General features: G+C 57.5%; 24 protein-coding genes. 11 read left to right on the top strand and 13 right to left on the bottom strand.

The window, feature by feature from the left end:
* The first annotated feature begins 114 nt into the window (after positions 1-114).
* The 4 genes from AU11_RS01935 to AU11_RS01920 all read left to right on the top strand — a co-directional run bounded on the left by AU11_RS01935 (position 115) and on the right by AU11_RS01920 (position 4,965).
* Positions 115-1,302, top strand: coding sequence for an acyl-CoA dehydrogenase (locus tag AU11_RS01935; protein WP_043316026.1), 1,188 nt, complete (start codon positions 115-117; stop codon positions 1,300-1,302).
* 182 nt (positions 1,303-1,484) lie between these two features.
* Complete coding sequence (locus tag AU11_RS01930; RefSeq protein WP_043316024.1) at positions 1,485-2,102, top strand: trimeric intracellular cation channel family protein; 618 nt, start codon at positions 1,485-1,487, stop codon at positions 2,100-2,102.
* Positions 2,103-2,346: 244 nt separating this feature from the next.
* Positions 2,347-3,972, top strand: a complete 1,626-nt coding sequence (locus tag AU11_RS01925; RefSeq protein ID WP_231491455.1) for an alpha/beta fold hydrolase — start codon at positions 2,347-2,349, stop codon at positions 3,970-3,972.
* Positions 3,973-4,095: 123 nt separating this feature from the next.
* Positions 4,096-4,965: a sulfurtransferase gene (locus tag AU11_RS01920; RefSeq protein WP_051686866.1), complete on the top strand. Its 870-nt coding sequence runs from the start codon at positions 4,096-4,098 to the stop codon at positions 4,963-4,965.
* Between the two features lie 47 nt (positions 4,966-5,012).
* Here the strand turns inward: AU11_RS01920 and msrA are convergent, their stop codons facing one another.
* Entirely contained in the window at positions 5,013-5,642 is a 630-nt protein-coding gene (gene msrA / locus AU11_RS01915) for a peptide-methionine (S)-S-oxide reductase MsrA (protein ID WP_043316022.1), read from the bottom strand.
* 32 nt (positions 5,643-5,674) lie between these two features.
* A complete protein-coding gene (locus AU11_RS01910; RefSeq protein WP_051686865.1) occupies positions 5,675-6,295 on the bottom strand; it encodes a methyltransferase in 621 nt (206 codons plus the stop codon).
* A 232-nt stretch (positions 6,296-6,527) separates the two neighbouring features.
* Between AU11_RS01910 and AU11_RS01905 the strand changes: the two genes are divergently transcribed.
* Together AU11_RS01905 and AU11_RS01900 are read left to right on the top strand one after the other, a co-directional pair.
* Positions 6,528-7,784 carry a porin gene (locus AU11_RS01905; protein WP_043316018.1) on the top strand — a complete coding sequence of 419 codons (1,257 nt, stop codon included), beginning with the start codon at positions 6,528-6,530 and terminating at the stop codon, positions 7,782-7,784.
* A 55-nt stretch (positions 7,785-7,839) separates the two neighbouring features.
* Complete coding sequence (locus tag AU11_RS01900) at positions 7,840-8,373, top strand: molecular chaperone DnaJ (RefSeq protein ID WP_231491709.1); 534 nt, start codon at positions 7,840-7,842, stop codon at positions 8,371-8,373.
* Positions 8,374-8,386: 13 nt separating this feature from the next.
* Here AU11_RS01900 and AU11_RS01895 read toward each other — a convergent pair whose 3' ends face one another.
* Together AU11_RS01895 and AU11_RS01890 are read right to left on the bottom strand one after the other, a co-directional pair.
* Positions 8,387-9,175 (bottom strand): methyltransferase domain-containing protein, encoded by a 789-nt coding sequence (locus AU11_RS01895; protein WP_043316014.1) that lies wholly within the window; start codon positions 9,173-9,175, stop codon positions 8,387-8,389.
* 6 nt (positions 9,176-9,181) lie between these two features.
* Positions 9,182-9,886, bottom strand: coding sequence for a DUF599 domain-containing protein (locus AU11_RS01890; RefSeq protein WP_051686864.1), 705 nt, complete (start codon positions 9,884-9,886; stop codon positions 9,182-9,184).
* 232 nt (positions 9,887-10,118) lie between these two features.
* On the opposite strand from AU11_RS01890, the gene AU11_RS01885 reads away from it, so the two are divergent.
* From AU11_RS01885 to AU11_RS01870, 4 genes are all read left to right on the top strand, one after another.
* Entirely contained in the window at positions 10,119-13,001 is a 2,883-nt protein-coding gene (locus AU11_RS01885; RefSeq protein ID WP_081847992.1) for an insulinase family protein, read from the top strand.
* Positions 13,002-13,009: 8 nt separating this feature from the next.
* Positions 13,010-13,762 (top strand): carboxy-S-adenosyl-L-methionine synthase CmoA, encoded by a 753-nt coding sequence (gene cmoA / locus AU11_RS01880; protein WP_043317900.1) that lies wholly within the window; start codon positions 13,010-13,012, stop codon positions 13,760-13,762.
* 51 nt (positions 13,763-13,813) lie between these two features.
* Positions 13,814-14,791 (top strand): tRNA 5-methoxyuridine(34)/uridine 5-oxyacetic acid(34) synthase CmoB, encoded by a 978-nt coding sequence (gene cmoB, locus AU11_RS01875; RefSeq protein ID WP_043316007.1) that lies wholly within the window; start codon positions 13,814-13,816, stop codon positions 14,789-14,791.
* Positions 14,792-15,083: 292 nt separating this feature from the next.
* Complete coding sequence (locus AU11_RS01870; RefSeq protein ID WP_043316006.1) at positions 15,084-16,469, top strand: L-serine ammonia-lyase; 1,386 nt, start codon at positions 15,084-15,086, stop codon at positions 16,467-16,469.
* Here AU11_RS01870 and AU11_RS01865 read toward each other — a convergent pair.
* The 8 genes from AU11_RS01865 to AU11_RS01830 all read right to left on the bottom strand — a co-directional run bounded on the left by AU11_RS01865 (position 16,466) and on the right by AU11_RS01830 (position 22,889).
* Positions 16,466-17,263 carry a class I SAM-dependent methyltransferase gene (locus AU11_RS01865; RefSeq protein WP_043316003.1) on the bottom strand — a complete coding sequence of 266 codons (798 nt, stop codon included), beginning with the start codon at positions 17,261-17,263 and terminating at the stop codon, positions 16,466-16,468. The two genes, AU11_RS01870 and AU11_RS01865, sit on opposite strands and share 4 nt — an antisense overlap.
* A 45-nt stretch (positions 17,264-17,308) precedes the next feature.
* Entirely contained in the window at positions 17,309-17,677 is a 369-nt protein-coding gene (locus AU11_RS01860; RefSeq protein ID WP_043316001.1) for an STAS/SEC14 domain-containing protein, read from the bottom strand.
* Positions 17,678-17,773: 96 nt separating this feature from the next.
* On the bottom strand, positions 17,774-18,244 hold the full coding sequence (locus tag AU11_RS17615; protein ID WP_051686863.1) for a hypothetical protein: 471 nt from the start codon (positions 18,242-18,244) through the stop codon (positions 17,774-17,776).
* A 308-nt stretch (positions 18,245-18,552) separates the two neighbouring features.
* Entirely contained in the window at positions 18,553-18,903 is a 351-nt protein-coding gene (locus AU11_RS01850; protein ID WP_231491452.1) for a hypothetical protein, read from the bottom strand.
* A 232-nt stretch (positions 18,904-19,135) separates the two neighbouring features.
* A complete protein-coding gene (locus tag AU11_RS01845; RefSeq protein WP_043315998.1) occupies positions 19,136-19,786 on the bottom strand; it encodes an OmpA family protein in 651 nt (216 codons plus the stop codon).
* Positions 19,787-20,499: 713 nt separating this feature from the next.
* Positions 20,500-20,727, bottom strand: coding sequence for a SlyX family protein (locus AU11_RS01840; RefSeq protein ID WP_043315996.1), 228 nt, complete (start codon positions 20,725-20,727; stop codon positions 20,500-20,502).
* Between the two features lie 13 nt (positions 20,728-20,740).
* Positions 20,741-21,886, bottom strand: a complete 1,146-nt coding sequence (locus AU11_RS01835) for an EstA family serine hydrolase (RefSeq protein ID WP_043315995.1) — start codon at positions 21,884-21,886, stop codon at positions 20,741-20,743.
* Between the two features lie 139 nt (positions 21,887-22,025).
* On the bottom strand, positions 22,026-22,889 hold the full coding sequence (locus tag AU11_RS01830) for an ion transporter (protein ID WP_043315993.1): 864 nt from the start codon (positions 22,887-22,889) through the stop codon (positions 22,026-22,028).
* A gap of 170 nt (positions 22,890-23,059) precedes the next feature.
* Between AU11_RS01830 and yciH the strand changes: the two genes are divergently transcribed.
* Entirely contained in the window at positions 23,060-23,383 is a 324-nt protein-coding gene (gene yciH / locus AU11_RS01825; protein ID WP_043317897.1) for a stress response translation initiation inhibitor YciH, read from the top strand.
* 62 nt (positions 23,384-23,445) lie between these two features.
* On the opposite strand, the gene AU11_RS01820 is transcribed toward yciH, so the two are convergent.
* Entirely contained in the window at positions 23,446-26,100 is a 2,655-nt protein-coding gene (locus AU11_RS01820; RefSeq protein WP_043315991.1) for a hypothetical protein, read from the bottom strand.
* Positions 26,101-26,115 lie beyond the last annotated feature (15 nt).

Below are 26,115 nucleotides of genomic sequence, written 5' to 3'. Positions count from 1 at the left end.
CCGGTTTTTCCCGGATGTGCTTATGAATTGCCAGGCAATTGCCTACTATGACGTGAGCGCAATAACACTATTTCTAAAGACCCAGTCTCTAGAGACTATGTACGGATCCAAACCATGAGCAAAAATCAGCCGCTGGCCCACTGGGACGACATTCTGTTACTGGACCGCCAATTGAGCGATGAAGAGCGCATGATTCGCGACACGGCACGTGAATACTGCCAATCGAAACTGATGCCGCGGATACTGGAGGCCAACCGCCACGAGATCTTCCACCGTGAAATCATGGAAGAGATGGGCCAGCTGGGCCTGCTGGGCTCAACCATTGAAGGCTACGGCTGTGCCGGCCTCAATTACGTTTCCTACGGTCTGGTCGCCCGGGAAGTGGAGCGTGTGGACTCAGGCTACCGCTCCGCTATGAGTGTGCAATCCAGCCTGGTTATGCACCCGATCTACGCCTACGGCAGTGAGGCGCAGAAAGAAAAATATCTTCCCAAATTGGCCACCGGCGAGTGGGTGGGCTGCTTTGGCCTGACCGAGCCGGATGCCGGCTCCGACCCGGGCGGCATGAAGACCCGAGCGAAGAAAGTCGACGGCGGCTACCGCCTGACCGGCGCCAAAATGTGGATCACCAACAGCCCCATCGCGGATGTGTTTGTGGTCTGGGCAAAAGACGATGAAGGGGATATCCGCGGTTTTGTGCTGGAAAAAGGCATGGACGGCCTGAGCGCACCCAAAATAGAAGGCAAATTCTCACTGCGCGCGTCCATTACCGGTGAGATTGTGATGGACAATGTATTCGTGCCGGAAGACAACCGATTTCCGGATATCAAAGGGCTTCGCGGCCCCTTCGGCTGCCTGAACCGCGCCCGCTACGGTATTTCCTGGGGCGCCATGGGGGCCGCGGAATTCTGCTGGCACGCGGCGCGCCAGTACGGTCTGGACCGCAAACAGTTCAACAAACCACTGGCGCAAACCCAGCTGTTCCAGAAGAAGCTCGCAGACATGCAGACAGAAATTACCCTCGGTCTGCAGGGCTCCCTGCGGGTTGGTCGCTTGATGGACGAACAGAAGAAGCACTTCGATCCAACGATGATTTCACTGGTGAAGCGTAACAACTGCGGTAAGGCTCTGGAGATTGCCCGCATTGCCCGAGACATGCATGGCGGTAACGGCATTGCCGACGAATTCCACGTGATTCGCCACGCCATGAATCTGGAAGCGGTCAACACCTATGAGGGCACCCATGACGTACACGCGCTGATTCTGGGCCGCGCCCAGACCGGGTTGCAGGCGTTTTTCTGACAGCACTGTACCCAAACCTCTTAGCCCTCCATAATCCCACGCCAGAGGGCGCGGGCTCACCTTAGAACCCGGTAGCATAAGCCGCTACCGGGCTCCGCCTCCTTCTCCTCCAGATTCACTGCCAGCGACACTCTGCCTGGATCACCGAACTGGAACTCTGGAACTGATGCGAGCCGGATTCGATGGAACAACTTCTCTACTGGTGCGACCTGATCGGTATCGTGGTCTTCGCGTTTACCGGTGTACTTGCGGCGGGCCACAAACAGATGGATCTGTTTGGCGCTGTGGTCCTGGCCTGTGTCACCGCCACCGGCGGTGGTACCACCCGGGATATGATCCTGAATGTACCGGTATTCTGGCTGACCGATAGCTACTATCTATGGATCGCGGTCGTTACCGGCGTAATCAGTTTTTACGTTATCCGCTATCTCCGTGTGCCCATGCGCCTGCTGATGATTGCCGATGCGGCTGGACTGGCGGTGTTCGTGGTGATTGGCACACAGAAAGTACTGGACCTTGGGTACTCCCCGGCAATTGCGATCGTAATGGGGGTGATGACCGGAACCTTCGGCGGATTGATCCGGGATCTGCTATGCGGAGATATCCCGCTGCTGTTGCGCCGGGAGATATATGCCACAGCGGCCTTGAGTGGCGCCGCGGCTCTGGTAATACTGGACGACATCCCCGTGTTGCCCGGCGAGGCGGTGGTGGCCATCGCGGTTCTCGTTACACTCTCAATCCGGCTGGCGGCACTGCGCTGGAACCTGTCTGCTCCGATCGCCCGCTTGCGACCGGAATGACCGACCCCGGGCCGGCTCATACCACTATCAGAATTTCCCTATGCCATTACGTTCCTTACGCCTGATTTTCCATTTTCCACAGCAGACATTCCGCGGCCTTGGTGCACTGTGTCTGGTGGGGTTGGCAGCGCTCATGGCTTCGTGTGCCCCCGACAAGCAAGCGGCTGCACCCTCCCCTAGCCGGCTGATTGCGAAACCCTGTTGGTTTGATGCCGAGGCCAGCTGGCCGACCACGCAGTGTTTCATGATGGAGGTACCGGAAAATTATCAGAAGCCTGCGGGTCGCAAGATCCAGTTTCCGGTGGTGCGCTTTTTTGCAGAAATCAGCGACCCTGATAAGGAGCCGCTGCTCCACCTGGGCGCCGGTGGGCCAGGTGCCAGCATGGGGCTGGAGCCGGAAAATGCCAGCGACTGGCTGTGGGTGAACTATTCAGCCATGAGTGTAGAAGATGGCCGTGACCTGATTGTGATGGATCCACGGGGCACGGGCATGGCCGCACCCAAGCTCGCCTGCACAGAATTTATCAAGGACGCCGATCTTGCGTTTACGCGCAACCTGAGCACCGACGAAGAAGCCCGGGTTTTTACTTACAGCATGGAGCGCTGCTACAGCCGACTCAGCCAGAAAGCCGACCTGGCACAATACAATAGCGCGGTGGTCGCCAGGGACGTCGAGGAGCTACGCAAGGCCCTCGGTGTACCCAAGCTCAATCTGTATGGGGTTTCCTATTCAACCCGCTACGCACTGACCGTAGCCCGGGATTTTCCCGCATCGGTGCGCGCTATGGTGCTGAACAGCGCGGTATTTCCCAACATCATCTATACCCAGAAATTGCCGGAAGATGTGGTGGCGGCCTATCGTCGCGGTGTCGACCACTGCCGCAATGACCGTGAGTGCAACAAGCGTTACCCGGATCTGGAGCAGCGACTTGAAGCCCGTGTGCAGGCGCTGGACGAATCCCCCCTTGTCGTCAGCACTGGAAATATCCACCCCGGGCAACAATACGACTTTGTTCTGACCGGCCAGCGATTGTTGCGCGTACTGTTTCAGGCCCTCTATAACGAGAATTTCTACCGGGAATTCCCCGCGATCATTGAGGAACTTGAGTCGGAGCAGGCAGAACTGCTGAAACCCGCGATCGCCAGTTTCATGGGGCTGGTACTGGACCCGAACTTTGGCGACGCCGCCGGTATCAGCCACTTCTGTTATGAAGAAGCACCCTTCGTTGACTTCCAGCAGGCCCGCAATCTTGCCGCCACCAGTGGCATTCTCGGCGGTTCGGTTCGCGCGGATATCGATATGATGCAGATGCAGTGTCGCATTTGGGCCATTCCTTCCGCACCGATGGTGGAGTCGAGAGCAGTGCAGACAGCTATCCCGGCGCTGGTCATGCACGGTGCGCTGGACCCAGTTCTATCTGCCGAGGACGCAAACAAAGCCCGAAAAAAATTGCCGAATCACCAGTGGGTACTCTTCCCACACCTCGCGCACGACGTAATTTCAGCGAGCGACTGCGCAGAGCAGGCGGCCGCAGACTTTCTCGATAACCCGGACCAGCCTGTCGCGGATGTTGTTGCCCAATGCCGCGAGGCCGAGCTGGCGCGCCAAAAGGAACTGGAGCAGAAAATTACCGAGCTGAGAAAGCAGCAGGAGCAAGAGGATTCCGCTCCCACTCCCACTGAAGAAACGCAAACCGGCCAGACCAGCTCAAGTATCCCCGCAGAAACATCAACAGCGACACCGACCCCACCGGCCAGCCAGGACACCCCTCAATCAGAGGACGCCCCGGAGGGAGCAGGAAACGCGCGCGACGAAGCCCAGCGACACCGACAGACGCCGGGCGGCAACCGATATTCCGAGCTGTATTAAGAGATCCTGCACTGCCGGCCACTATTGCGGCCTGGCCAGTTCCCACCCCCTATCAAGAGGCTGGACAAATGCGCTGCGGAGGCTTAATTTGATGCCCATAATGACGATAAAAAAGCAGTAGCTATGAACTATCAGGGTGTGATTGAAGTCTCCGAGCTGGCGGCACTACTGGCGCATAAAAAGGGACACCAAGACACGGATGGCCACGTGGTCATTCTGGATTGCCGGTACGATCTGGCAGATAGCGAGGCTGGGGCCAACGCCTTCCTCGAAGAACATATTCCTGGCGCCCAGTACGCCAGTCTGCACAGGGACCTTTCCGCCCCCTGTGATCGCTATGGCGGTCGACACCCCTTCCCCTCACCGCAACAGTTTGCCGAATTTGCGCGTACCAAAGGTATTAATTCCGATACCCAGGTTGTGGTGTACGACGCCCAACGCTTCGCCTTTGCCGCACGAGCCTGGTGGATACTGCGGCACTTCGGTCATACGCGCGTGGCAATATTGAATGGCGGTTTTGGAGCCTGGAAACGGGCGGAACTGGATACCGAGAGCGGCGAAGCCCAACCCCTGGCCACTGGTAATTTTTCCGCGAAAGCGGAGGCGCAGGATCTGCTGAGTTACGACGACATTTACCCCCACCTGAATACCCCACCGTGGCAACTGGTGGATGCGCGCGAGAGCAAACGCTTTCTGGGGAATGAAGAACCCATCGACCCTATTGCGGGGCATATCCCTGGTGCCATCAACAAGCCGTGGCAGGCCATCACCGATGAAGACGGGATGCTGCGCCCTACTACAGCACTGAAGGAACATTGGCAGAGTATTCCGGCAGACGATGATATCGTCTGTTACTGTGGATCCGGAGTCACTGCCTGTGTAAACCTGTTCTCCCTGTTCCTGATCGGGCGCGCGGCGCGCCTGTACCCGGGAAGCTGGAGCGACTGGTGTGCGCATATTCTATATCCGCGTAACACCGCCGCTTCCGCCTGACGCCCTTAGAGGAGTCGCTGCCCGTCGGTGGTACGACGACAACACGCTTACCGGAGCAAACAGGCACCGGTTCCAGCCAACCCGCAGTACCCGCCCGGGTTTTTCGCCAGGTATTGCTGGTGATCTTCTTCCGCATAGTAGAACGTCGGAGCGGGTAGAATTTCTGTGGTGATTTCGCCGTAGCCTTTTTGCTGCAATGCCTGCTGGAAGGCTGCTTCCGATGATTTGGCCTGTTTCGCCTGCTCGGATCCGTAGGTGTAGATTACCGAGCGGTACTGAGTGCCCAGATCATTGCCCTGACGCATCCCCTGGGTCGGATCATGCTCCTCCCAGAAACGGCGCAGCAATTCGTCGTAACTGACCACCTTCGGGTCAAACACCACCAGCACCACTTCCGCATGGCCAGTACCACCACTACAGACTTCCTGGTAAGTCGGGTTAGGGGTAATACCGCCGGCATAACCCACCGCGGTTACCCAAACACCTTCAATCTCCCAAAACAGACGTTCGGCCCCCCAGAAGCAGCCCATGCCAAACACCGCCAGCTCTAACCCTTCCGGAAATGGTTCCACCATCGAATGCCCAGAGACAAAGTGCTTGCCACTGATTGGCATTGCTTCGGCGCGCCCCGGAAGCGCATCTTCGGGAGTGGGGATACGAGACTTGTCGAACTGCATGGTATACCTCGATTTGCCGTGGACGAGCGGATCTATTCATTGCCTGCGAGCATAATGCACCCCGAGGCCTTCATTGGGCGGAGAGTCTGCCACTCGAAATACTGGGCGTCGAGTTTTTCTACAGCGCGCTCGCCGAGACGCCGGAAAGGTGACCGCCCGGGGTCCACCAACATCACACGGCCGACACCCGCGCGCAGCGCCCGACGAGTCAAATTGTAGAGTGGTGCCTCCAGCTGATCCCAGAAACAGATATCCGTACCGATTACCGCATCAAATTCGCGCAGCGCGGCAGCAGTGACTTTCTCATAGCGGCAACGCCAGGTTGTGATCTCCACGCCATTAAGCTGTGCGTGGTATTCCGCAAAGGGGAATACACTGGGATCAGCATCCAGTGAGGTCACCCTGGCATCAAACTGCTTGGCACAAAAAATCCCTCCGAGGCCCCAGCCACAGCCCAGATCCAGCACCCTCGCCCCCTTCTTGAGCGGGTGCTTTTTCAGGTAGTCCATGGTGAGACAGGAACTCTTCCAGAACTTGTTCCCGTGAAGACTGGCGTCGCCCGCCTCGCGACGCAACCTGCGCATATCCGGGTGCGCATTTTTTCGCACGGTTAGCCCAAACATCTGGCGGCTTAGCGTTTGGCTTTCACTCAATGTGTCTCCCCCTTAGGTAACCAATCAATCTGAACGTAATCCAGTGTCCATCCGATTGCGGCTAAAACTACAAAAAAAATGTAGCCAATGCCATTTCTGCGAAGTCCCATCATTATGACAAACCAGACTGGCCAGCTGGTCTATTTTTGCAATTACAAAAATACGGATTTGTATCGATTGCCCGACCCTCAAATTCGTGTACGCAGAAAAACAGGCAAACGAGCACCCCATCATGCCAAATTTCCGCCGCACTTTATTAGCCGCCACCGCGATTACCGCAGCCTCCGGAACGCAAGCAGTGCCTATCTACCAGTCCAATCAGGTCACCCTGTATATGGAGGGCTACCTGACCGCCCACATGGTCAACAGCTTCGGCGATACCTCCATGCAAAACGGCGCGTCGCGTATTCGAATTGGCCTCAACGTTCCTGCCTACGATCTCTGGGATACCGGCTTCAATGTCGAGTGGGGGGTCAATGCGATCAACTCTGCGGGGAATGTGGTAATTCAGGGCGACCAGCAGGCGGCACTCGGTGAAACACAACGCTCACTTTACCTCAGACAGGGACACGGCTTTGCCAAACACCCCAAGTGGGGGGAATTTTCCGCGGGCAAACAGTGGGGTGTGTACTACGAAGTGACTTACATCACCGACTGGTACAACGTCTCCGGCGGCCTCGCCAGCGGTACTTATGCTCTGGGCACCGATGGCGGTGTTACCGGAACCGGCCGTGCGGACAGTGCCCTGGCCTGGCGTAAATCCTGGGAAACGGAAGCGGGCGAATTCAAAATCGGGGTGCAGTACGCGGCGCACGTGGCGGACCTTGAGATCAACGTGGACCTGGGCCCGGGTATGGAACTGGAGTGCCCCCACGGTGATTGCGAATACGGTATCAGCCACGGCATTGCCGCCGTGTACCGCGCCGATATTGGTGACGGCTTCTTTATCGGTGCCGCCTACAATCGGGTCAAACTGGATATCCAGACCGACAATGGACTTGTGTATGATCTCTCCAGCGGCGAGCGCGTACTGATTGATAGCAACTACCCGATCAACTCAAGTAGTAACGACTGGACCACGGCGCTGGGTATGTACTACGGCAAAGAGGCTTTTGCCAAAGGCTTTTACGGCGCAGTGGTGTTCCAGCGCTCCCAGAATAACGAGCTCGCTCCGGCAGGCTCGGTTGTCGGCATCACCAACTTCTTCGATGCCAAAGGGTCAGAATCCTTTCTCAGCTACACCTGGGGAAAAGACAATTGCTATTCCGTTTATGGCGGCCACAACTATCTGGTTTCCGATGACCCGGAATTTGACGCCGCACTGGTCGACGCCAACCGCTATAAACTGGCCCAGTACTACCTCGGTGTTCAGTATCGCTGGAATGAGCGGGTGCGCCTGTACTGGGAAAACGGTTACGACGATAGCAATGCCGTCGCCCGCCAGCAGTATGACAGCTTTATGGCCGTCGGCTTTCGCATCGACATCTGATACCCTTGCGACCTGACGTCACCTTCTCTGCCTGGAGTAGTTCACCTTGGGCCGCATGATCCTGCTAATCGCCGTCGGTATTTTTGCCTGGCTGGCGATCCAGAAATTCAAGTACAGCCCGCCGGAGCAGCGGCGCAAACTTCTTATCCAGTATGTGTTGATCGCGCTGGCACTAGCAGCGGTGCTTCTGGCAGTTACCGGCCGCCTGCACTGGGTGGGGGCCGCAGTCGCCGTGGTGCTCCCTATCGTCAATCGGCTGTGGCGCACCTTTGGCCGCCACCTGCCCTGGATTGCCCCCCTGATCGCCAAGCACGCCCAGGCCCGGGCACAGAAGCAGCAGGAAAAGGCAAACGGAGAACAGGGAGACACCGGGGGGGGAAAGAAAACCAAACCGGATCCTGAACCACCGCTGACAGTCGCCGAGGCCCGCCGTATTTTAAGCGTGTCTGCCAACGCCAGCCGTGAGGAAATCATCGGAGCCCATCGCAAGCTGATCCAGAAATTCCATCCGGATCGCGGCGGCAACGACTATCTGGCATCCCGTATCAACGCAGCCAAGGCGCTGTTGCTGAAACAGCTGGGCGAATAATCGGACGGCAAACCTACACCTTTCTGCAGAGCAGGTGGACGTATCGCGCCAGGGCACGATAAGGATCGATCCGGGAATAGACCAACTCCTTTTCCACTATGGCGTGCTCTGGCAGCTTGTCGCGCATCTCCGGGGTCATGAAATCGTGAAAGCAGCGAATACCGCTGTGCGCCACCAGAGACAGGCCCGCCTGCGCCACCCAGTCCTTCACATCTTCCGGCAACAATGGATTCTGCGGCGTGAGGCTGCCGGGGTGACCTCCCCAAGTCCCACTATCGAGATGCCGATCCAGTTGCCGCAGACTTCCCCGTTGCAACAAACGGAATTCGAGCGCGCGGCGATTATAGAAAGTGAGCGAAAGATAACCGCCGGCTTTGACGGATTCGGCCAAATGGACCAGAGCCTGCTGAGGCTCCCCCAACCACTCGAGCACCGCGTGGCACAGTACGAGATCCGCGGGGGGGATCTCCGCCATTCCGCGCAGTTGCTGTAACGGGCATTGGACAAGCGACACCCGCGACTGGAGATCTCGCGCCTGTACCTGCTCGTCAGCCAGATCCAGCATGGCTTGGGAAATATCGGTAATCCAGACACGATGGCCCGCCGCAGCGAGATCCAGCGCAAACTGCCCCTGTCCACCACCGGCATCCAGTACCACCGGCCGCTCGCCATCTGCAGAATCAAAATTGACATAATCAGCCAGATCCCGTTGCAGCACCGCCAAACGGATCTCGCCCTTGAGCCCACCGTAAATCCGCTTTCGGAAGCGCTCTGCAAGGTCGTCGAAATTTCGGTCTTCCACAAGCGCCTACTTTTCTCGCGCCTGATCCAGCGAGCGCCCTTCGGCAGCGAGGATCACTTGCAGAGTGCGGGAGCGAAATTCTCGCATGTACAACACCCACACTACCGCCAGGAAACCGAGCACGAACAGCAGGGGATGTACAAACCAGCCCATAACCGCCATTGAAAAGTAGTAGCAGCGCAGACCGTAGTTATAGCTGTGCCCGGCCTGGTCAATTACTTTGGCGGCACTGATGGCATAACGGCGACGCTCCTCGCGGGTTACATCCTGCTCATCTACCGCCGGCGCAGCGCCCAGTAACACGTTCGCGAAAGAATACTGGCGTAGGGACCAGGTAAAATTGAAGAAGGCGAAAATATAGATAAGTATCAGAGCCAACACCTTCAATTCAAACTGCTCTACGGTCGTGGTCTGCGCGAATGGCAGGCTGCTCAATACAGCAACCGCAGCACTGTTGGCGGACAGTGCGGTAACCAGACCGGCCAGGATCAGAATGCTGGTCGATGCGAAAAAGCCAATCACCCGCTCGAGATTACTGAGGATGGCCGCATCCGGCATACGCATATCGCGGTCCAGCATACGCAGCATCCATTCCACCCGGTACCACTGCATGGAGGAAGCCAGACACCAGGCCGTCTTGGCCTTGCGGCGGGCAAACACCGTATAGCCGGCCCAGGTAAAGCAAAACCCTGCCAGGCTCGCAAAATCCATCCAGTTCAACGCACAATCTCCCATCGACTACATTTATTGCGTCATGTCTAACGATAAGTACAACGCGGCCGGAAGTGTCGCACCGGTGAACCCGGTGTCAACCCTGTCATTTCGTCACCACTCGGCGCTAAAATGGCCGCCGATTCGGCCCTGGCGAAAACGTAGCGCCAGGGCGACCGCTAATTACCACTGGAGCTGACTTTTGAGCAACGCACACCCCGCCTTCGAACCGATGACCAGTGCCGAGATCGAGTCCCTTGGCGTTCGCGTGGAAGAGTACCGTCACCGCCGCACCGGTGCCCAGCACCTGCATATTGCCGCGGACAACCCCGAAAATGTGTTCCTGGTAGCCCTGCGCACCGTTCCCCACGACTCGACGGGGGTGGCCCATATTCTGGAGCACACCGCCCTGTGTGGCAGCGACAAGTATCCGGTGCGCGACCCCTTCTTCATGATGATACGGCGTTCACTGAACACCTTTATGAACGCCTTCACCAGTTCCGATTGGACCGCCTACCCGTTCGCCAGCCAGAATCGCAAGGATTTCGACAACTTGCTGGATGTATATCTGGATGCCGTATTTTTCGCCAAGCTGGACCCTCTGGATTTTGCTCAGGAAGGCCACCGCCTGGAATTCGCCGAAGCAGATAATACGGACAGCGACCTGGTCTTCAAGGGCGTGGTGTTTAACGAGATGAAAGGTGCCATGAGCTCTGTCACCTCACAATTGTGGCAGAAACTCAGTAAATACCTGTTCCCCACCACCACCTACCACTACAACTCCGGTGGCGAACCCGCGGATATCCCCGACCTCAGCTACGAGCAGCTGGTGGACTTCTATCGCACCCATTACCACCCGAGCAATGCCATCTTCATGACCTTTGGTGACATCGCGGCCGCCGAGCACCAGGCAATTTTTGAAGAGAAAGCCCTGCACAAATTTGACCAACTCGACGAAATCATCAGTGTTGACCGGGAAAAGCTCTACGTAGCACCGGTAAGGGTGGAAGAACATTACCCGCTGCCAGCCGAAGAAGGCCTGCAAGAGAAAACTCATATTGTCCTCGGCTGGCTGCTGGGTGACGTAACAGATCTCGAGCAGGCACTGACCGCCCACCTGCTATCCGGCGTACTGTTGGACAACAGCGCCTCTCCGCTGATGCACCTGCTGGAAACCAGTGAACTGGGGCAGTCCCCCTCCCCCCTGTGCGGGCTCGACGACAGCCAGCGTGAACTGGTGTTCGTATGTGGCATTGAAGGCAGTGAGCGGGAGCGAGCAGACGAATTCGAGCAACAGGTTCTGAAAGTCCTTGAGGACGTTGCGGAAAATGGCGTGCCCTATGAGCAGGTTTCCTCCGCCCTACACCAGCTGGAGCTGCAGCAACGAGAAATCGGCGGCGACGGCTACCCCTACGGCCTGCAGCTAATTCTGACCGCGCTTTCAGGCGCCACCCACCGGGGTGACGCCATCGGCCTGCTCAATATCGATGCCACTCTGGAAAAACTGCGCGAGCAGATCAAAGATCCGAAGTTTATCGCCAATGCCGCGCGGGAATTATTGCTGAAGAACCAGCACCGGGTGCGACTGGTACTGGCCCCCGACCCAGATATGGCCACGCGCGCTGAACAGGCAGAGAAGAAACGCCTGGCGGACATCAAGGCTCGCCTTGGAGAGGGCGAAAAACAGCAGATCATCCAGACCGCCAAGGCTCTGGCGGAGCGCCAGTCGCGTAAGGATGACGAGTCCATACTTCCTAAAGTGGGCGTGGAAGACATCCCCCCAGAGCTGCCCCGTGTGGATGGCGAAACAATCGAAGTCAATGGCAACAAGGTCAGCCGCTACAGCGCAGGCACCAATGGGCTGGTATACCAGCAACTGGTGGCCTCCCTGCCCGACTTTACCGATGAGGAGCGCCTGCTGCTGCCCTACTACTGCCAGACCCTGAGTGAAGTCGGCCTCGGCGACAAAGACTACCTGCAGGTCCAACAATGGCAGGCGGCGGTTGCCGGTTCCCTGCATAGCTTTACCAGTCAGCGAACCGGGCTCGAGGACCTGCACAGCCAGACTGGCCATTTCATTCTGTCCGGTAAAGCACTTGCCGCCAATCAGTCCGGCCTTACGGAACTGATGCAGGCCACCATGGAGCAGGTCCGCTTTGACGAGCTGCCGCGTATTAAAGAGTTGCTGTTGCAGACCCTTGCCCGACGGGAGCAATCCGTTGTCGGGAATGGCCACGCCCTTGCCATGGCCGCAGCCAGTGCGGGATTCAACCGCGCCGCCGCCGACGGCCACGAGTTCGGCGGCCTTCAGGGACTGCGCCGACTGAAAGCACTGATCAAGAGTCTCGACAGTAGTGCGGGCCTCGAGGATCTTGCCGGCACCTTCAATGGCATTCACCAGAAAATACTCGGCGCAGAACGCCAGTTTTTGCTGATTGGCGAGGAAGACAAGCTGACGGACTTCACCAATGCCCTGACGCCGCTGACCAAGGGGAATGGGACCCATTACGGCCCTGACAAAGACGATTTTACCGCAACCCCGGTACAGGAGATGTGGGTGGCCAACAGCCAGGTAAACTTCTGTGCCAAAGCCTACCCCACCGTGCCCATGTCACACCCGGACGCGGCCGCACTGGCGGTGCTTGGCGGCTTCCTGCGCAATGGCTACCTGCACCGCACCATTCGCGAACAAGGTGGCGCCTACGGTGGTGGAGCCAGCCACGACGCCACCATCGGTGCTTTCCGCTTTTACTCGTACCGCGACCCGCGTATGGCGGAAACCCTGAACGATTTCGATGCATCCGTGGAATGGCTGTTGAACGAATCCCACAGCGATCTGCAGGTGGAAGAAGCCATTCTCGGTGTCGTGGGCGGCATGGACAAACCCGGCTCCCCCGCCGGTGAAGCCAAGAAGGCGTTCCACTCGAATCTGTATGGCCGAACCCATGAGGTGCGCCAGGCGTTTCGCCGCCGCGTAACCGAAGTTACCCTGGAAGATCTACAGCGAGTAGGCAGAACATACCTTCAGGCGGAAAAAGCCAGTACCGCGGTGGTTACTGGTAACCAGGGGCGCGACGCCGGTCTGGCGCTGAACCTGCACGAAGAAAAATTGTGAGCCACCCCGTGAGCAAGTCCGACACTAAAAAAGACGATATTTTCGCCAGCCCACTGGGGCAGGTGGCGGGGTTCACCTTTGACCAGTCCGTGGTAGAAGTCTTCCCGGATATGATTCAGCGCTCGGTACCGGGGTACACCACTATCGTAGCCATGATCGGCACCCTGGCCGAGCGCTACGCTCAAGCCGGAAGCCGCTGCTACGACCTGGGCAGCTCACTCTGTGCTGCCACCCTGGCCATGCGCCACCGGATTCCGGCGGCGAACTGCGAAATCATCGCCGTGGACAATTCCACCGCAATGATCGAGCGTGCTCGCACGGTACTGGCCGCGGACAGCGGTCAGCTTCCCGTGCAACTGGTATGCGACGACCTGCAGAACGTAGTCATTGAAAATGCCTCGGTCGTAGTACTGAACTTCACCCTGCAGTTCATCGCGACCGAAGAGAGGGAAACCATTCTTCAGAAGATCTACGACGGGCTGCGCCCCGGTGGCGTTTTGATTCTGTCTGAGAAAGTGGCGTTTTCCGACATCGATCACCATGAACTGATGATTGACCTGCACCACTCTTTCAAGGCGGCTAATGGTTATAGCGCGCTGGAAATTGCCCAGAAGCGCAGTGCACTGGAAAATGTACTGATTCCCGAAACTCTGTACGACCACCGTACGCGCCTGAAAAGTGTCGGTTTCAAAAGTGTCGATGTGTGGTTCCAGTGCTTTAATTTCGCCTCCATGATTGCCATAAAACAGCGCGACGTCTGAGCCACTCCCCGTTAGCACGATACTGGTCGCCTCTATTATCCGATAGCCTTCATGATTGATTACACCTCACTGTACGCGGGTATCCAGCACACGCCCGAACTGCGCCCCTGGCTCACCAGACTGCCACAGCAGATCGCCGACGGGCTCAGCCCGGCGCGCTGGGGTGACCTTCCGGAATGGCGCCAGGTGCTGGACGCATTGCCAGACATTGTGCCCTCGTCTGTGGAAGTCACCTCAGAGATCCGCATAGGGCAAGCGGGCGATGCCACGGCGGAGCAGCTCGCGGGCCTGGAAACACAACTGCGTAAACTGCACCCCTGGCGTAAAGGTCCCTGGACACTGTTCGACCTCCTAATCGACACCGAGTGGCGATCAGACTGGAAGTGGGATCGCGTGGCGCCGCACCTTCACGATCTCACAAATCGCCTGGTACTGGATGTGGGGTGCGGCAGTGGCTACCACTGCTGGCGGCAGTTTGGCGCCGGCGCGCGACGCGTAATCGGTATTGATCCATCTGCGAAATTCGTTGCCCAGTTTTACGCGCTGAAGAAATACCTGGGCCAGGAAAAGCCTGTCGACGTATTGCCCTTGGGTATCGAGGCGCTGCCGCCGGGCCTGCAGGCCTTCGATACCACGCTGTCCATGGGGGTCCTGTACCACCGCCGCTCACCCCTGGATCACTTGCGTGAGCTCAAAGAGACTCTGCGTCCAGGTGGCCAGCTACTTCTGGAGACGCTCGTGATCGACGGTGGGCTGGGCGAATGTCTGGTCCCGGAAGGGCGCTACGCCAAAATGCGCAATGTGTGGTTTTTCCCGAGTACTGCGACCCTGGAAAGCTGGCTGCGCAAGACCGGCTTTGTGGATGTAAAAACTGTTGATCTGGACCGCACCACACTGGAAGAACAGCGCCGCACAGACTGGATGCAATTTGAATCCCTGGAAGATTTCCTCGATCCAGAGGATCACAGCAGGACAGTGGAAGGGCACCCGGCGCCACTGCGCGCCACTCTGACCGCGACGGCTCCCTGAACACGGGAGCCCTGCCCTCGACGCCTGACCGGGCATCCCCTACCCGTCTATTTTCTGCAGCATTCTGTACCGTCGGCCGCCACAAGCCAGCCATTTGTCGCACCGGCACCCTTTCCCACCAAATATAATTTTGATTTTTCATGCCCATATTGCGGCCCAGTTTCGCTTCGGCGAACGTGTGCGCCAGCAAAGCTCAGGGCGACTTTGCGCGGACCTGAAAGCCCGATAACTACACTAATAATCAACGTTCGCGGAGTTCACCGCGAGATATGGCGAGAGAGTCACCGAACACATGAGTATCAGTGTCTTCGAACTGTTCAAAATCGGCATCGGCCCTTCCAGCTCCCACACCGTGGGCCCCATGGTAGCGGCGCGACAATTCGTGTCTGATCTGGAAGTACGCGGCGATCTGGAAAAAACCGATCGAGTGGAAGTCCATCTGTACGGCTCCTTAGCCCTCACCGGCGTTGGGCACGGCACCGATATGGCGGTATTGATGGGCCTCGAGGGCGAAGCTCCGGATAGCATAGATGTCGACAGCATTGACGGTCGTCTCACGGGTATCGACACCCATCAGCAGCTGATACTGAACGGCCAACGTGCGATTCACTTTGAACGGGCACGGGACCTGCTGTTCCACAAGGAAGAGTTCCTGCCACAACACTCCAATGGCATGACCTGCAAGGCCTATGCTGGCGATGAGTGCCTGTTCGAGCGCAGTTACTTCTCAATCGGGGGGGGATTCGTGCTATCGGAAGAGGACTTCAGCAACAAAGAGCAGATAGCAACGCTTCTTCCCTATGATTTCAGTTCCGCTGAAGAGCTGATGGCCCTGTGCGACAAACACGGCTGGACCATCGCGGAGCTCGCAATGGAGAACGAAAAAGCGTTCCGTTCTGAGCAGGAAATCAAAGATACGCTCTGGAATATCTGGGAAGTCATGGACGCCTCCATCCAGCGGGGCTGCCGCCAGAGTGGCACCCTGCCCGGAGGGCTGGGCGTGCGTCGCCGCGCCGAAGAGCACTTTCGGGAACTGTCCAAACAATCCAAGGAGGAACGCTGCCAGGGTCTTTCTATTCTCGACTGGGTGAGCCTTTTCGCCCTGGCAGTGAATGAGGAAAACGCGGCGCGCGGGCGGATAGTGACAGCGCCAACGAATGGCGCCGCGGGCGTGATTCCCGCGACCATTGCCTATTACGTAGAATTTGTCCACGACGAGGCGCAGCACGGCGATCTGAAAGATCAGGTGGTGGAATTTATGCTCACCGCCGGCGCGATCGGCATGCTGTTTAAAAAGAATGCTTCCATTTCCGCCGCGGAAGTGGGCTGCCAGGGAGAGATCGGGGTGGCCTGTTCAATGGCTTCCGCGGGGCTGGCCGCGGTTCAGGGCGGCACCAACCAGCAGATAGAAAACGCTGCAGAGATCGGGATGGAGCACAACCTCGGGTTGACTTGTGATCCCATCGGTGGCCTGGTGCAGGTGCCCTGTATTGAACGCAACACCATGGGCGCGGTGAAAGCGATCAATGCGGCGCGTCTGGCACTGCGTGGTACAGGTGCGCACATCGTGCCGCTGGATAGCGTTATTGAAACCATGCGCCAGACCGGCATTGATATGCAGAGCAAGTACAAAGAGACCTCTCTCGGCGGCCTGGCGGTAAACGCGGTCAACTGCTAAACCGGCACACCGTGCTTGGTGTAGACATCAAACCTTCCGGACTTCCCCTCAAACCGCAGGCTCGGCTTGTGATCGTCTAGATCTGGCGCGAGCCGCGGTCGCTTCACTACGGTGCGGTAATAGCACGCCTCCAAAGCCGGGCTCAGGAGTGTATCCGCATCTTCGTCACTCCCGACAATATCGTGGAAGGCGACCATCTCTTTTTTGACCTTGGCGCTTTTATCGCGACTGGGAAACATCGGGTCCAGATAAATGACCGGCACCATTTCGGCCCCCTGCTCAGCCAACCAGGTCGCGGCGCTCTCGACTCTGGGCTCGAGGGACAGCCGACTCGCAATAGGCGCGAGCTCGGCATCGGTCTGGGCGGCAGCTTGCAGGCGCTCCAAACCGTCTTCAAGCAGCGCGTAGACCACGGGGTTACGCTCCAGCATACGGACCTCGCTGCCCAGGGAGGCGAGAACGAAAGCGTCTCGCCCCAGGCCGGCCGTGGCGTCGAGAATTTGCGGGTTAAAACCACTGCGGATTCCGACCGCTTTGGCGATCTGCTGCCCCTTGCCGCCACCGTACTTACGCCGGTGAGCGGCTGCGCCGGCTACAAAATCCACGGTTATCGGACCCGGGGCTTTACGGCCAGTGGCACAAAGCTGTAGCCGTTCACCCCGACGCAGTACAAAGGGGAAATCCTCGATAAATTTTTCCTGTACTACTCCAAGAAATGGCAAATCGAGCTGTTCGGCAAGGAATTGTGCTTGCGCCGAGATATTTTCATCTGCGGCGGTAACGGCCAGCTGCATGTTTTGGGCACACCCGAGTCATTCGTGCGGTATTGCGTGGGCAATTTACCCGGGATAGGCGAGCCATTCCAGTGCCGCCTGCTCCTCACTGCCAGGAAACGGACGCACCTCAGCGGCAACAAAGTGATTTAACAGCTGCGGCATAAAGGCCAGCAGCATGTTATCGGAGAGCACGGCAATGCGATGCAGGTGACGATGCTGATTGCGGGTGAAAACACAGTGGGACACCAGGGCGGCAAAATTCTGCCAACCCGGAAAATGACGTGCGTTGATCAGGAGGCCCTGCAGGCCGCCGTGCTCACAGATCACGGGGTCCACCTGCGCGGCCAGTGCACGAAATTCGGCGGGCTTGAGTTCCGCAACCGGCCGGATTTCCAGAATGTCGTGGTCGTGGTGCCAGCAGTGCTCGATCATGATCTGTCATAACTTCGTAACTACGCTTTAAGCGTAGAAAAGAAAAAGGCCGCGAACCAGTCGCAGCCTTCCATTACACTCAGATCAAACAGCGCATTACTGCTGGGGCTCGTCCTCACTCTTGGCTTTGTCCTTCAGGTCGTCCCACGCATCTTTGGCTTTGTCTGCCGCGTCTTCCGCGGCGTCTTTGGTTGCCTTACCGGCATCCTTAAGTGCATCACCAGCGTCATCAGCGGCATCTTTCACGACGTCGCCCGCATCATCGGCAGCATCTTTCACCGCATCACCGGCGTCACGGGCGGCATCTTTGGTGTCGTCCATCAGGCGGCTATCGGAGGATTGCGGATCAGTGGTTGTCGGTGCCACGTCGTCACTTTCCTGCGGCATGGTTGGATCACTGGATGAATCCGGCATGGTGGAGTCGCTATCCGGTGCGGGCTGGGTATCTTCGATGGCCGGCTTCTCCATCTTGTCGTAGGCATCACCCACGGAGTCGTCCGATTTCTTGGACATGAAGTAGCCGATAATCAGCAACAGAATAATCAGTGGCAAGAGTAGTTTTTTCATAGTCCCGATGACCCCTGGTCGGTTGGAATGAGAGCAAAACGATCGGGCAGATCCTGGGACCTGGCGGCAAGCACAGGCGGATTACCTGCCCCGTCGTTATCGGTTGGCGTTCATTCGGCAGCACCGAGGAAGACGACGCCAATACAGATAAGAATAATCCCCAATTGCCGCACTTCAAGGAACATTGTTCCAGCATTTAAGTATTTATGCTTATAAAGGTTCAATTCGATATTAGAGTAAATTCTATGGCCCGGAGTCCTTCACTCACAAGGGGTACCGCGCCTATGTGACTCTCCGGGGAAAACGGATCAACCTTGGTAGTATTGCTCCAGTTCAGCCAGCAAGCTTCCGGTTTCGGGATTGGCAATCGCCGCCTCGCAACTCAGCAGCTCCAGGTAGCCACGCGCATTTGTCCGCGCGAAAATCAGGTATTGTCGCCCTCTGGTCAATTTTTCCACGCAATCAGCCAAGTGCACACGAAACGCAATGTGCGCCACTGAAGCGCCCTTCCATACCCGTTGGGTAACGCCTGAGTATACGTAGCCCGTAACCGCGGTCATACCAGGCTCGGACAGCGCATGATCAATCAACCGCTGAACAGCCGTAATTTCAACGCGCGCGACCAGCTCAGCTGTTTCAAGCTGTTGCTTCAGCGGCACCGTAAGTGCGACTCCCTCCGCCCCGCCCTTTCTCGAGTCGGATAACGGGTCTGCTGCTAGGGGCGAGGCGGCCAATGTGAAGGCCAGTACGGCCGCATAGCGAAACCACGCGAATCTCGTCAGGTATCGTCGGTTTAGTTTACCCCCCAACATTCCTACCTCCCTGCATCCTCATCCCGAAATATAAACAGACACAAAAAAGGGCGCCGAAGCGCCCTTACGTATTCTCGCTCTATTGCAGCGGCAACAGTTCCAGCTCTACGCGACGGTTAGCCTGACGGCCTGCGTCGGAGTCGTTGCTGGCGATGGGGTAGCGTTCACCGTAACCCACGGCCTGCACTCGACCGGCAGCAACACCACGGGTGGTAAAGAAGTTCGCAACCGACTCAGCGCGACGCTCACTCAGAGTCTGGTTGGTAACATCCGAACCAGTGCTATCGGTATGGCCGCTCACTCGGATAGCGGTTTTATCAAACTCGTTCAGTACCAATACAACAGAATCCAGAGTGCCGTAGAAATCATTGCGGATTTCATAGCGGTTGGTAGCAAAGGTGATGTTGCCCGGCATAATCAGGCGAATGTTATCGCCCTCACGCTGAACACGAACACCGGTACCTTCCAGGCGCTGACGCAGCGCCATCTCCTGGCGGTCCATGTAGTAGCCGATACCACCACCGATGGCGGCGCCACCGAGTGCGCCAGTGATCGCGCCTTTTTTACGATCGCTCTTACTGGCTGTCGCCGCGCCGATGATAGCGCCGGCTACGGCACCGGCACCTGCGCCCTTGGCGGCATTACTGGTTTTACTTTCCTGGGTGTAAGGATCCAGGGTGGTACAACCAACCAGTGAGCCCAGAGCAAGAATCGCGACCCATTTTTTCATTAAGCTTTCTCCTAACGCTTTTACTGATGACGGGTGGAATATGGAGCAGTTTGACTGTGAAAAGCTGACTGCAGGCTGAACCGTGTTCGCCATTGGCACGAAGACTATGCGGAAAGTCCCTTCTGGTCTACCGCTCAATTCCCAAATTTGGCGTGAATTTGAAAATCGCCCTGAACCTGGAATCGGGCGGAGATACAAATACTCATCGGTAAAGGCAACGCCTATCACTGCCCGATGCTTTCTTTTGTATGCACCGACGAGGCTCACACACCTTGAGCTGCACAACCGCTACGAAAGCGAACGACACTCCCGCGGTATGCCCCAGAAAAACTTCCTTCCACAAGATCTGTGGATAACTATGTGTATGAATCTGCAAAACGGTGCGAGAAACGGCGCAATCCCTAGCCCCCAGCGATTTGTGCACTTTTTACACCGATGCATTTTTTCTTTAATAATCAAACACTTAAGAGAGTTTCAAGGCTTCGCGTACTAACTGTTGGTCCATTGGCAGGCGGTTCAAAAGAGACGGTTTCGATGTGGAAAAGATTTGTCAAGGGCTGACAGGAGGGAACAAGACGAAAAATAGTAAATTTCCAGAAACTCACGTAGAAATAGGCGCAGCGCTGAGAGTGTACCGCCAGCAGATTACATTCCGGTGATGGTGCCCCCTCCCCCTGGTGGCGGCAGGAACAGTAGAGGTGTGAGGTCACCGGTTAATAATGGGGCGGCCGCTCGTCGCCGGGCTTGTCGCCCTTGTTCATTTCAAACATCAGATCCTGATATTTCTCAGACACTTCCTTCAGGCGCCCCACCAGAGCGCGCAGCTGAGCATCCTGTTGAGCGATGGTGTCATTCAGTTGGGTCAGCGTATCTTCCTGAAACGCCAGTCGCGTTTCCAACTCATCGACTCGGGCTTCCAGTTGTCGAACAGCGTCACTCATTGTATCGCTCCACTTAAAGTAAACGGTAAAGGCAATCTTTCAGCCCCACCGCCCGCTGATCCATGAAAAGGCTCTGCCCCATTCGTGAAGTGACATAGCCAAAGCCCAGCTCCGTGTGTGGGTCCGCAAAGCCCACACTTCCACCGGCGCCGGGATGACCGAAACCAGCGGCACTACCAAACGCCAGGTCTGGTGCTGAACCGGCTTTCAGGAAGCCACAACCAAATGCCACATCCGTCTGCAGAATCGCATCCCGCCCGCGGCTCTGCTCTTTCGTAGCCTCGCGCAGAATCTCGCGGCCCAGCAGTTCCGGATATTCTCTGGACAGATCCCCGTACACTGCGGCCAGATCCCGGGCACTAAAATGGCCGTTGGCCGCAGGAATGAGCGCACTCCGCCACTGCTCTCCGTTGGTTCCCATCATAAGGGTGACAGGGTTGGTGAAGGCTGTGGCTACCGGGCCCTGCCTGTCTTCCTTGATTGAGCGACCGATCGCATTGGGGCGCAATTCAGGCAAAGGTTTTTTCAGAGGGCCAACGTCGGCGATCCGGGTCGAGCGATGCCCATGGGCACCAAATCCGCCATCAAGCTGTAGCGGGTCGCCAATACCGTGAAGGTACAGCTCTCCTATGCTGGCGCCACTGGCCTTCTCGATAAGACCACCCAGTGTCCAGCCATACAGAAACGGGGAATACCCCTGCTGGCTGCCAGGCTCCCACCAGGGCGCAGTCTTTGCGACCTGAGCCAGCGCGGCATCCCAGTCATAAATCAGCGCATCTGCGACTTTTTCGCGAAACGCAATCACACCACTGCGGTGGCACAGCAGTTGCCGACCGGTAATCCCACCCTTGCCCGCCTCAGCAAACTCTGGCCAATACTCGGCAACCGGGGTATCGAGGTCCAGTTTGCCTGCTGCAACCTGCTGCAGGGCGATAAGCGCCAGGATGCCCTTGGAAGAGGAGAACACATTGGCGAGAGTGTCTTCTTCATAGGCTTCGGTACCCGCGCGGTCAGCACTGCCGGCCCATAGGGAGGCGATGGTCTCACCGTGCTGCACTGCACAAAAGGAGGCACCGACGTCGCCATGTTCACGGAAGTTGGCCGCGAAGGCATCGTATAGGGCTTCAAACCCCGGGGCGCAAAATCCCTGTATATCCATGAAAAAGAATTACCAATCGAAATAGCTGAACAGAATTCACATATAACCGGCAATACCCCGGTCAATGCCGGTTATCAAACGGGGCGCAAGGATAGCCGATCACTGCAGGGCTGTTAAGACAGGTAGAGTGATCGCCGCTCTACCGGTTTATCTGGCCCGGGTGTGAAACCCCCTCGCCCGCCGGCTCCTCGAAATCCTCCAGACGATAACCGCACTGCTTGCAGTATTCCGCATCGGCGTCATGACCAGCTTTTCCACAGTTGTGGCACCTAGCCAACTGCTTCTCACGGCCGATCTCATGGGCCAGTTCCGCGGTGACGATACCGGTCGGCACGGCAATGATGGAATAGCCGATCAGCATCGTCATGGAGGCTATGGCCTGTCCAAGCGGGGTATGTGGGGTAATGTCCCCGAAGCCGACAGTGGTGATGGTGACGATGGTCCAGTAAATGCTTTTGGGGATACTGGTAAATCCGTGCTTGGGACCTTCCACCACAAACATGATACTGCCGAAAATGACGCACAACACCAATACACTGGTGTAAAAGACAAATATCCGCCGCCTTGCCTGCCACAGTGAGCGCATCAGAATATTGGCATCGCTCAGGTAACGAACCAGTTTGAGCACCCGGAAGACCCGCAACACCCGCAGCAGGCGGATCACCATCAGATAGGTAGCACCAGTAAAGATCAGTGCAAGGTAACTGGGCAGGATAGCTAGGAGATCGACGATACCGTAAAAGCTAGTGATGTACGCCTTGCGATCCCGGGCGCAGTAGACCCGGGCCATATATTCGAGGGTAAACAGAGCAGTAAAATACCACTCCAATTGATAGAAGGCTTCCCCGTAGCGCACCCAGAGGCTTTCCACGGATGCCAACACCACCAAGATAACACTCAGCAGGATTGCCCAGATCAGGACAACATCAAAATACTTCCCCGCCGGCGTGTCAGTACCAAAAATAACTTCATTCAGCCACTTGCGGGTTCCCGTGAGAGGCATGTAATCGGGTCCTTCTCGTTTTCAATAATAGAAAAAGTGCATTGGGTGACATTCTAGCTGACACCGGTGACACAGAATACGCCATTTTTGAAACAAGTCTCGGATCCGCTATGCTTCGCCACCAGATCAACTCCGACATCCCGCACCACGTCGACCAGCAGGAAACCGAAATGCGCGACAAGAATCGACTCGTTTACTCAACCGACCGCGGCCGTATCAAAGAGCCGGCCCAGGAGGAAAAGCGCCACCAGGGCGATGGTATCGTCCGAATCCAGCGGGAAACCAAAGGACGGAAAGGCAAAGGGGTAACCTGTGTCCGGGGGCTGGACGGCACAGACGCAGAACTGAAGCTGTTGCTCGCGGAACTGAAAAAACGGTGTGGCTGTGGTGGTGCCCTGAAAGACGGGGTCATCGAGATCCAGGGCGATAAGCGCGAAGAGATTAAGGCGGTGCTCGAAGGGAAGCAGTTGAAGGTAAAACTGGCTGGCGGCTGACCGCCAAATCATCGAGCACGAGCGGGAGGAACCCGCAACTGCCCGTCGTGCCCAACATCAACTCAGATACTGGCAAGCCGTAAAGGTTTGACTTTCAGCCGCTCCTCTTCAGTAAGGCAAAGCGCCAGCAACTGCGCCAGCTTTGCCTGATACGCATCCATCACCGCAGCACTGGCAGACTTGCCACGCAGCTCCAGAGCCTGCAATGCACCGGTCACATCACCGCTACGGGCTGATGGTGGAATCGCGGTTTCGCCCTGGCCGCAGGAGGTCAACTTCTCCAATTGCACTGCGCTCAGCGGCACCCGCCTCGCTTTTACGACCTCTTCTATTTGGCGAATTTGCTGGCTGATAAGCTGCGGGTATTTCTGTAGCAAAGGGGCAGGCAGTTCCTGCTCAGGTGCGCGCTCGATCAGCTCGCACACAACATCACTGTAGCGGTTGAGTGCGGCCAACGGCTCGCTCAGCGCGTCAAATTTACGCAAGTGCGCAATGGCCTCCTGTGCCTTACTCCGATCCGGCCCGGGCATACTTGCCATGGCCCGCTCTATCCTCTGATAAAACATACTATGCAACTGCTGGCGCTGCTGCAGACACTCCTTGACCCGCACCCGGTTGTCCTGGCGCGATTCATCCGTCGCCGCCGGCGTGGTGCCGCTCAGACCGTAGCTACGGGGATCCACCCGAACATTCGCACGCACCAGCGCCGCCCCAATCTGTAATCGCGCCCCCTTGAGCTGCAGCTGCGCAATCCGCTGTTCCAGGTCCTGCAAATCCACCAGGCGACCACGCAACCAGTCGATGGAAGCCTGTAGATCCAATTCTTTTAGCTCTTCGTTCCGCGGCGGGTGGAGATGGAGAAAATCTCGCGGAATCGCGCGGTTGAAGTAGCGGGTCAATACCTGCTGGGCAGCCTCGCTGTTCTTGTCAGTCTCCAACAGCGCGCGATTATCCACCGGACGACAGCTGTCGTCGTGCCCTACCCGGCTCACCCGCGCAGAAAGCTCGACAAAATCCGTAAACAGCTTCTGCAGAGAAAAGTCCTGCCGCTGTAATTGCGGCCGTAACTGCCGCTCTTCCACCGCACCAATACGCTGGTGACCGGCGGGCTCACCCTGCGACCAGCAGTCGGTTTCTTCCGCCATCGCAGCATCAATACCCTTCAGGGTCTGCGCGTCCATATTGTTGTATAACCACCGCACCGCCAGCGGCACATTCGCCAGGCGTTTACCCAGCGCCTGGGCCTCGCGATTGATTTCGCCACATACCAGATCGGCGTGTACCAGGCGATTCCAGCGCTCGGCAAATCCGTGAAAGGCATCCGAACCGATCATCTGTCCCGCTGCGCTATCCGCCTGCGCTTCGAGGCGCTCGGCCAATGGGCCGCTCAACCGCTGGTGCGCGACCTGCAGCCGATCGATTACCGGTACCAGCGGACGCCCGCATATTGCCAAAAGTCTGTGCAGGGGCTTTAACATGGCGGTAACCTCTGCATCCGTTCCACATATCGTCTGGTCTCGCTCCAGTGCATCCTGCATCCACTGCAGACGTTCGGAAGTGCCAATTGCAATCGCCTGTGCAGCCCGCAACCACCGGCCCCGATGGTTGCACATGGCTCTGGCCATCAACGCGAGTACATCGCCACCATCCAGAGCGGCCACAGCACTGAGACCCAGCGACAGTTTTGGCGGGGAAAACGGTTCCCGAAGCACCCGGATGTCGCCACCCGCCGTTACCAGAACCTCGGTGGTCACAATGCCATTGACGGAAGTAAGGTTCCTGGGCCCTTTCTGCTTACCCGCCACGCTGATACCACACGTCTCACCCATCACTTCCAGCAGCAGGAAAAAGCCCGGTGCCTCCCGCTTCGTAAGCCGCACCGCGTCAAGGTCCCCTGCCACGCCGGCACTCAGATGGGAACGCCTTGGGAACAGATACGGGTGCAGTACCAACACACCGCAAAAGCCCACCAGTAACACCGTTACACCACTCCCGAGCAGCGTAGCGGCGCCAAACTCTCCGTCGAGTACCGCCGCAGGCAACGCCCAGAGCGCACCCGCGAGCTGATACAGGCACAGAGCCATCAGCGCGATAAAACCCGCGGGAACTGTTGCTGCCGGCAACAACTGCCCCATCAGTGCCATTCGCGCCGATAGTGTCGGCGCGCCCGGGTTGGGTTCAGGATGAAACAACGCCCGAAGCTGGGCGCGAAGGGCGCCGTCCTGCGGTTTGGATTCATGCACCGCATTACCGGGGCCGGACTGCTGGCTGCTGGCTGTTTCCGCTTGGCTCAGCTTGCCCGGACTTTTGGTTTTGCCAGTGCGGAAGCGCTTTTGTGGGGAAAAGGCAGCCGGTGTGGAGGGAACTGCTTCCAGTGTGGGCTTTGTAGCGGACGCCTTGTGATCTACAGGATTTACCGATGAATTTTCCGGGTCCTGCGCGTTCGGGGTCGCCACAGGCTGGGCTTTGCGCTCCTGCCGCTGCCGGGCGAACTTCAGGCGCGCAAGGATGGCACGGTTGTCGAAAGTCCCCGCGGGGTGCACTTCTATTTTCAGACCAAGTTGCTGCAACTGGGTCCGGAACTGAACCACCTGACCCGCGGTCAACTGGTCCTTGATCACCCACCCCTTCAGAAAGAGCTTTCGCGCCTGCTCAGCGCTGATGGAGAATGCCGCCACCAGCTGCTGCAGCACTTCCTTGGGTGGTTTAGAGCGCAATGTCTTTCCGGCGGA

The sequence above is a fragment of the Microbulbifer sp. HZ11 genome (assembly GCF_000708675.1).
Lineage (GTDB): Bacteria > Pseudomonadota > Gammaproteobacteria > Pseudomonadales > Cellvibrionaceae > Microbulbifer.
Note: the sequence above shows the minus strand (reverse complement) of the source record. Positions and strands in the feature narration are given on the sequence as shown.

Bases quoted from the DNA above. Each gene is read 5' to 3' on its own strand.
- AU11_RS01935 (WP_043316026.1), top strand. From the start codon at position 115: ATGAGCAAAAATCAGCCGCTGGCCCACTGGGACGACATTCTGTTACTG.
- AU11_RS01930 (WP_043316024.1), top strand. From the start codon at position 1,485: ATGGAACAACTTCTCTACTGGTGCGACCTGATCGGTATCGTGGTCTTC.
- AU11_RS01925 (WP_231491455.1), top strand. From the start codon at position 2,347: ATGATGGAGGTACCGGAAAATTATCAGAAGCCTGCGGGTCGCAAGATC.
- AU11_RS01920 (WP_051686866.1), top strand. From the start codon at position 4,096: ATGAACTATCAGGGTGTGATTGAAGTCTCCGAGCTGGCGGCACTACTG.
- msrA (WP_043316022.1), bottom strand. From the start codon at position 5,642: ATGCAGTTCGACAAGTCTCGTATCCCCACTCCCGAAGATGCGCTTCCG.
- AU11_RS01905 (WP_043316018.1), top strand. From the start codon at position 6,528: ATGCCAAATTTCCGCCGCACTTTATTAGCCGCCACCGCGATTACCGCA.
- AU11_RS01900 (WP_231491709.1), top strand. From the start codon at position 7,840: ATGATCCTGCTAATCGCCGTCGGTATTTTTGCCTGGCTGGCGATCCAG.
- AU11_RS01890 (WP_051686864.1), bottom strand. From the start codon at position 9,886: ATGGATTTTGCGAGCCTGGCAGGGTTTTGCTTTACCTGGGCCGGCTAT.
- AU11_RS01885 (WP_081847992.1), top strand. From the start codon at position 10,119: ATGACCAGTGCCGAGATCGAGTCCCTTGGCGTTCGCGTGGAAGAGTAC.
- cmoB (WP_043316007.1), top strand. From the start codon at position 13,814: ATGATTGATTACACCTCACTGTACGCGGGTATCCAGCACACGCCCGAA.
- AU11_RS01870 (WP_043316006.1), top strand. From the start codon at position 15,084: ATGAGTATCAGTGTCTTCGAACTGTTCAAAATCGGCATCGGCCCTTCC.
- AU11_RS01865 (WP_043316003.1), bottom strand. From the start codon at position 17,263: ATGCAGCTGGCCGTTACCGCCGCAGATGAAAATATCTCGGCGCAAGCA.
- AU11_RS01860 (WP_043316001.1), bottom strand. From the start codon at position 17,677: ATGATCGAGCACTGCTGGCACCACGACCACGACATTCTGGAAATCCGG.
- AU11_RS17615 (WP_051686863.1), bottom strand. From the start codon at position 18,244: ATGAAAAAACTACTCTTGCCACTGATTATTCTGTTGCTGATTATCGGC.
- AU11_RS01845 (WP_043315998.1), bottom strand. From the start codon at position 19,786: ATGAAAAAATGGGTCGCGATTCTTGCTCTGGGCTCACTGGTTGGTTGT.
- AU11_RS01840 (WP_043315996.1), bottom strand. From the start codon at position 20,727: ATGAGTGACGCTGTTCGACAACTGGAAGCCCGAGTCGATGAGTTGGAA.
- AU11_RS01835 (WP_043315995.1), bottom strand. From the start codon at position 21,886: ATGGATATACAGGGATTTTGCGCCCCGGGGTTTGAAGCCCTATACGAT.
- AU11_RS01830 (WP_043315993.1), bottom strand. From the start codon at position 22,889: ATGCCTCTCACGGGAACCCGCAAGTGGCTGAATGAAGTTATTTTTGGT.
- yciH (WP_043317897.1), top strand. From the start codon at position 23,060: ATGCGCGACAAGAATCGACTCGTTTACTCAACCGACCGCGGCCGTATC.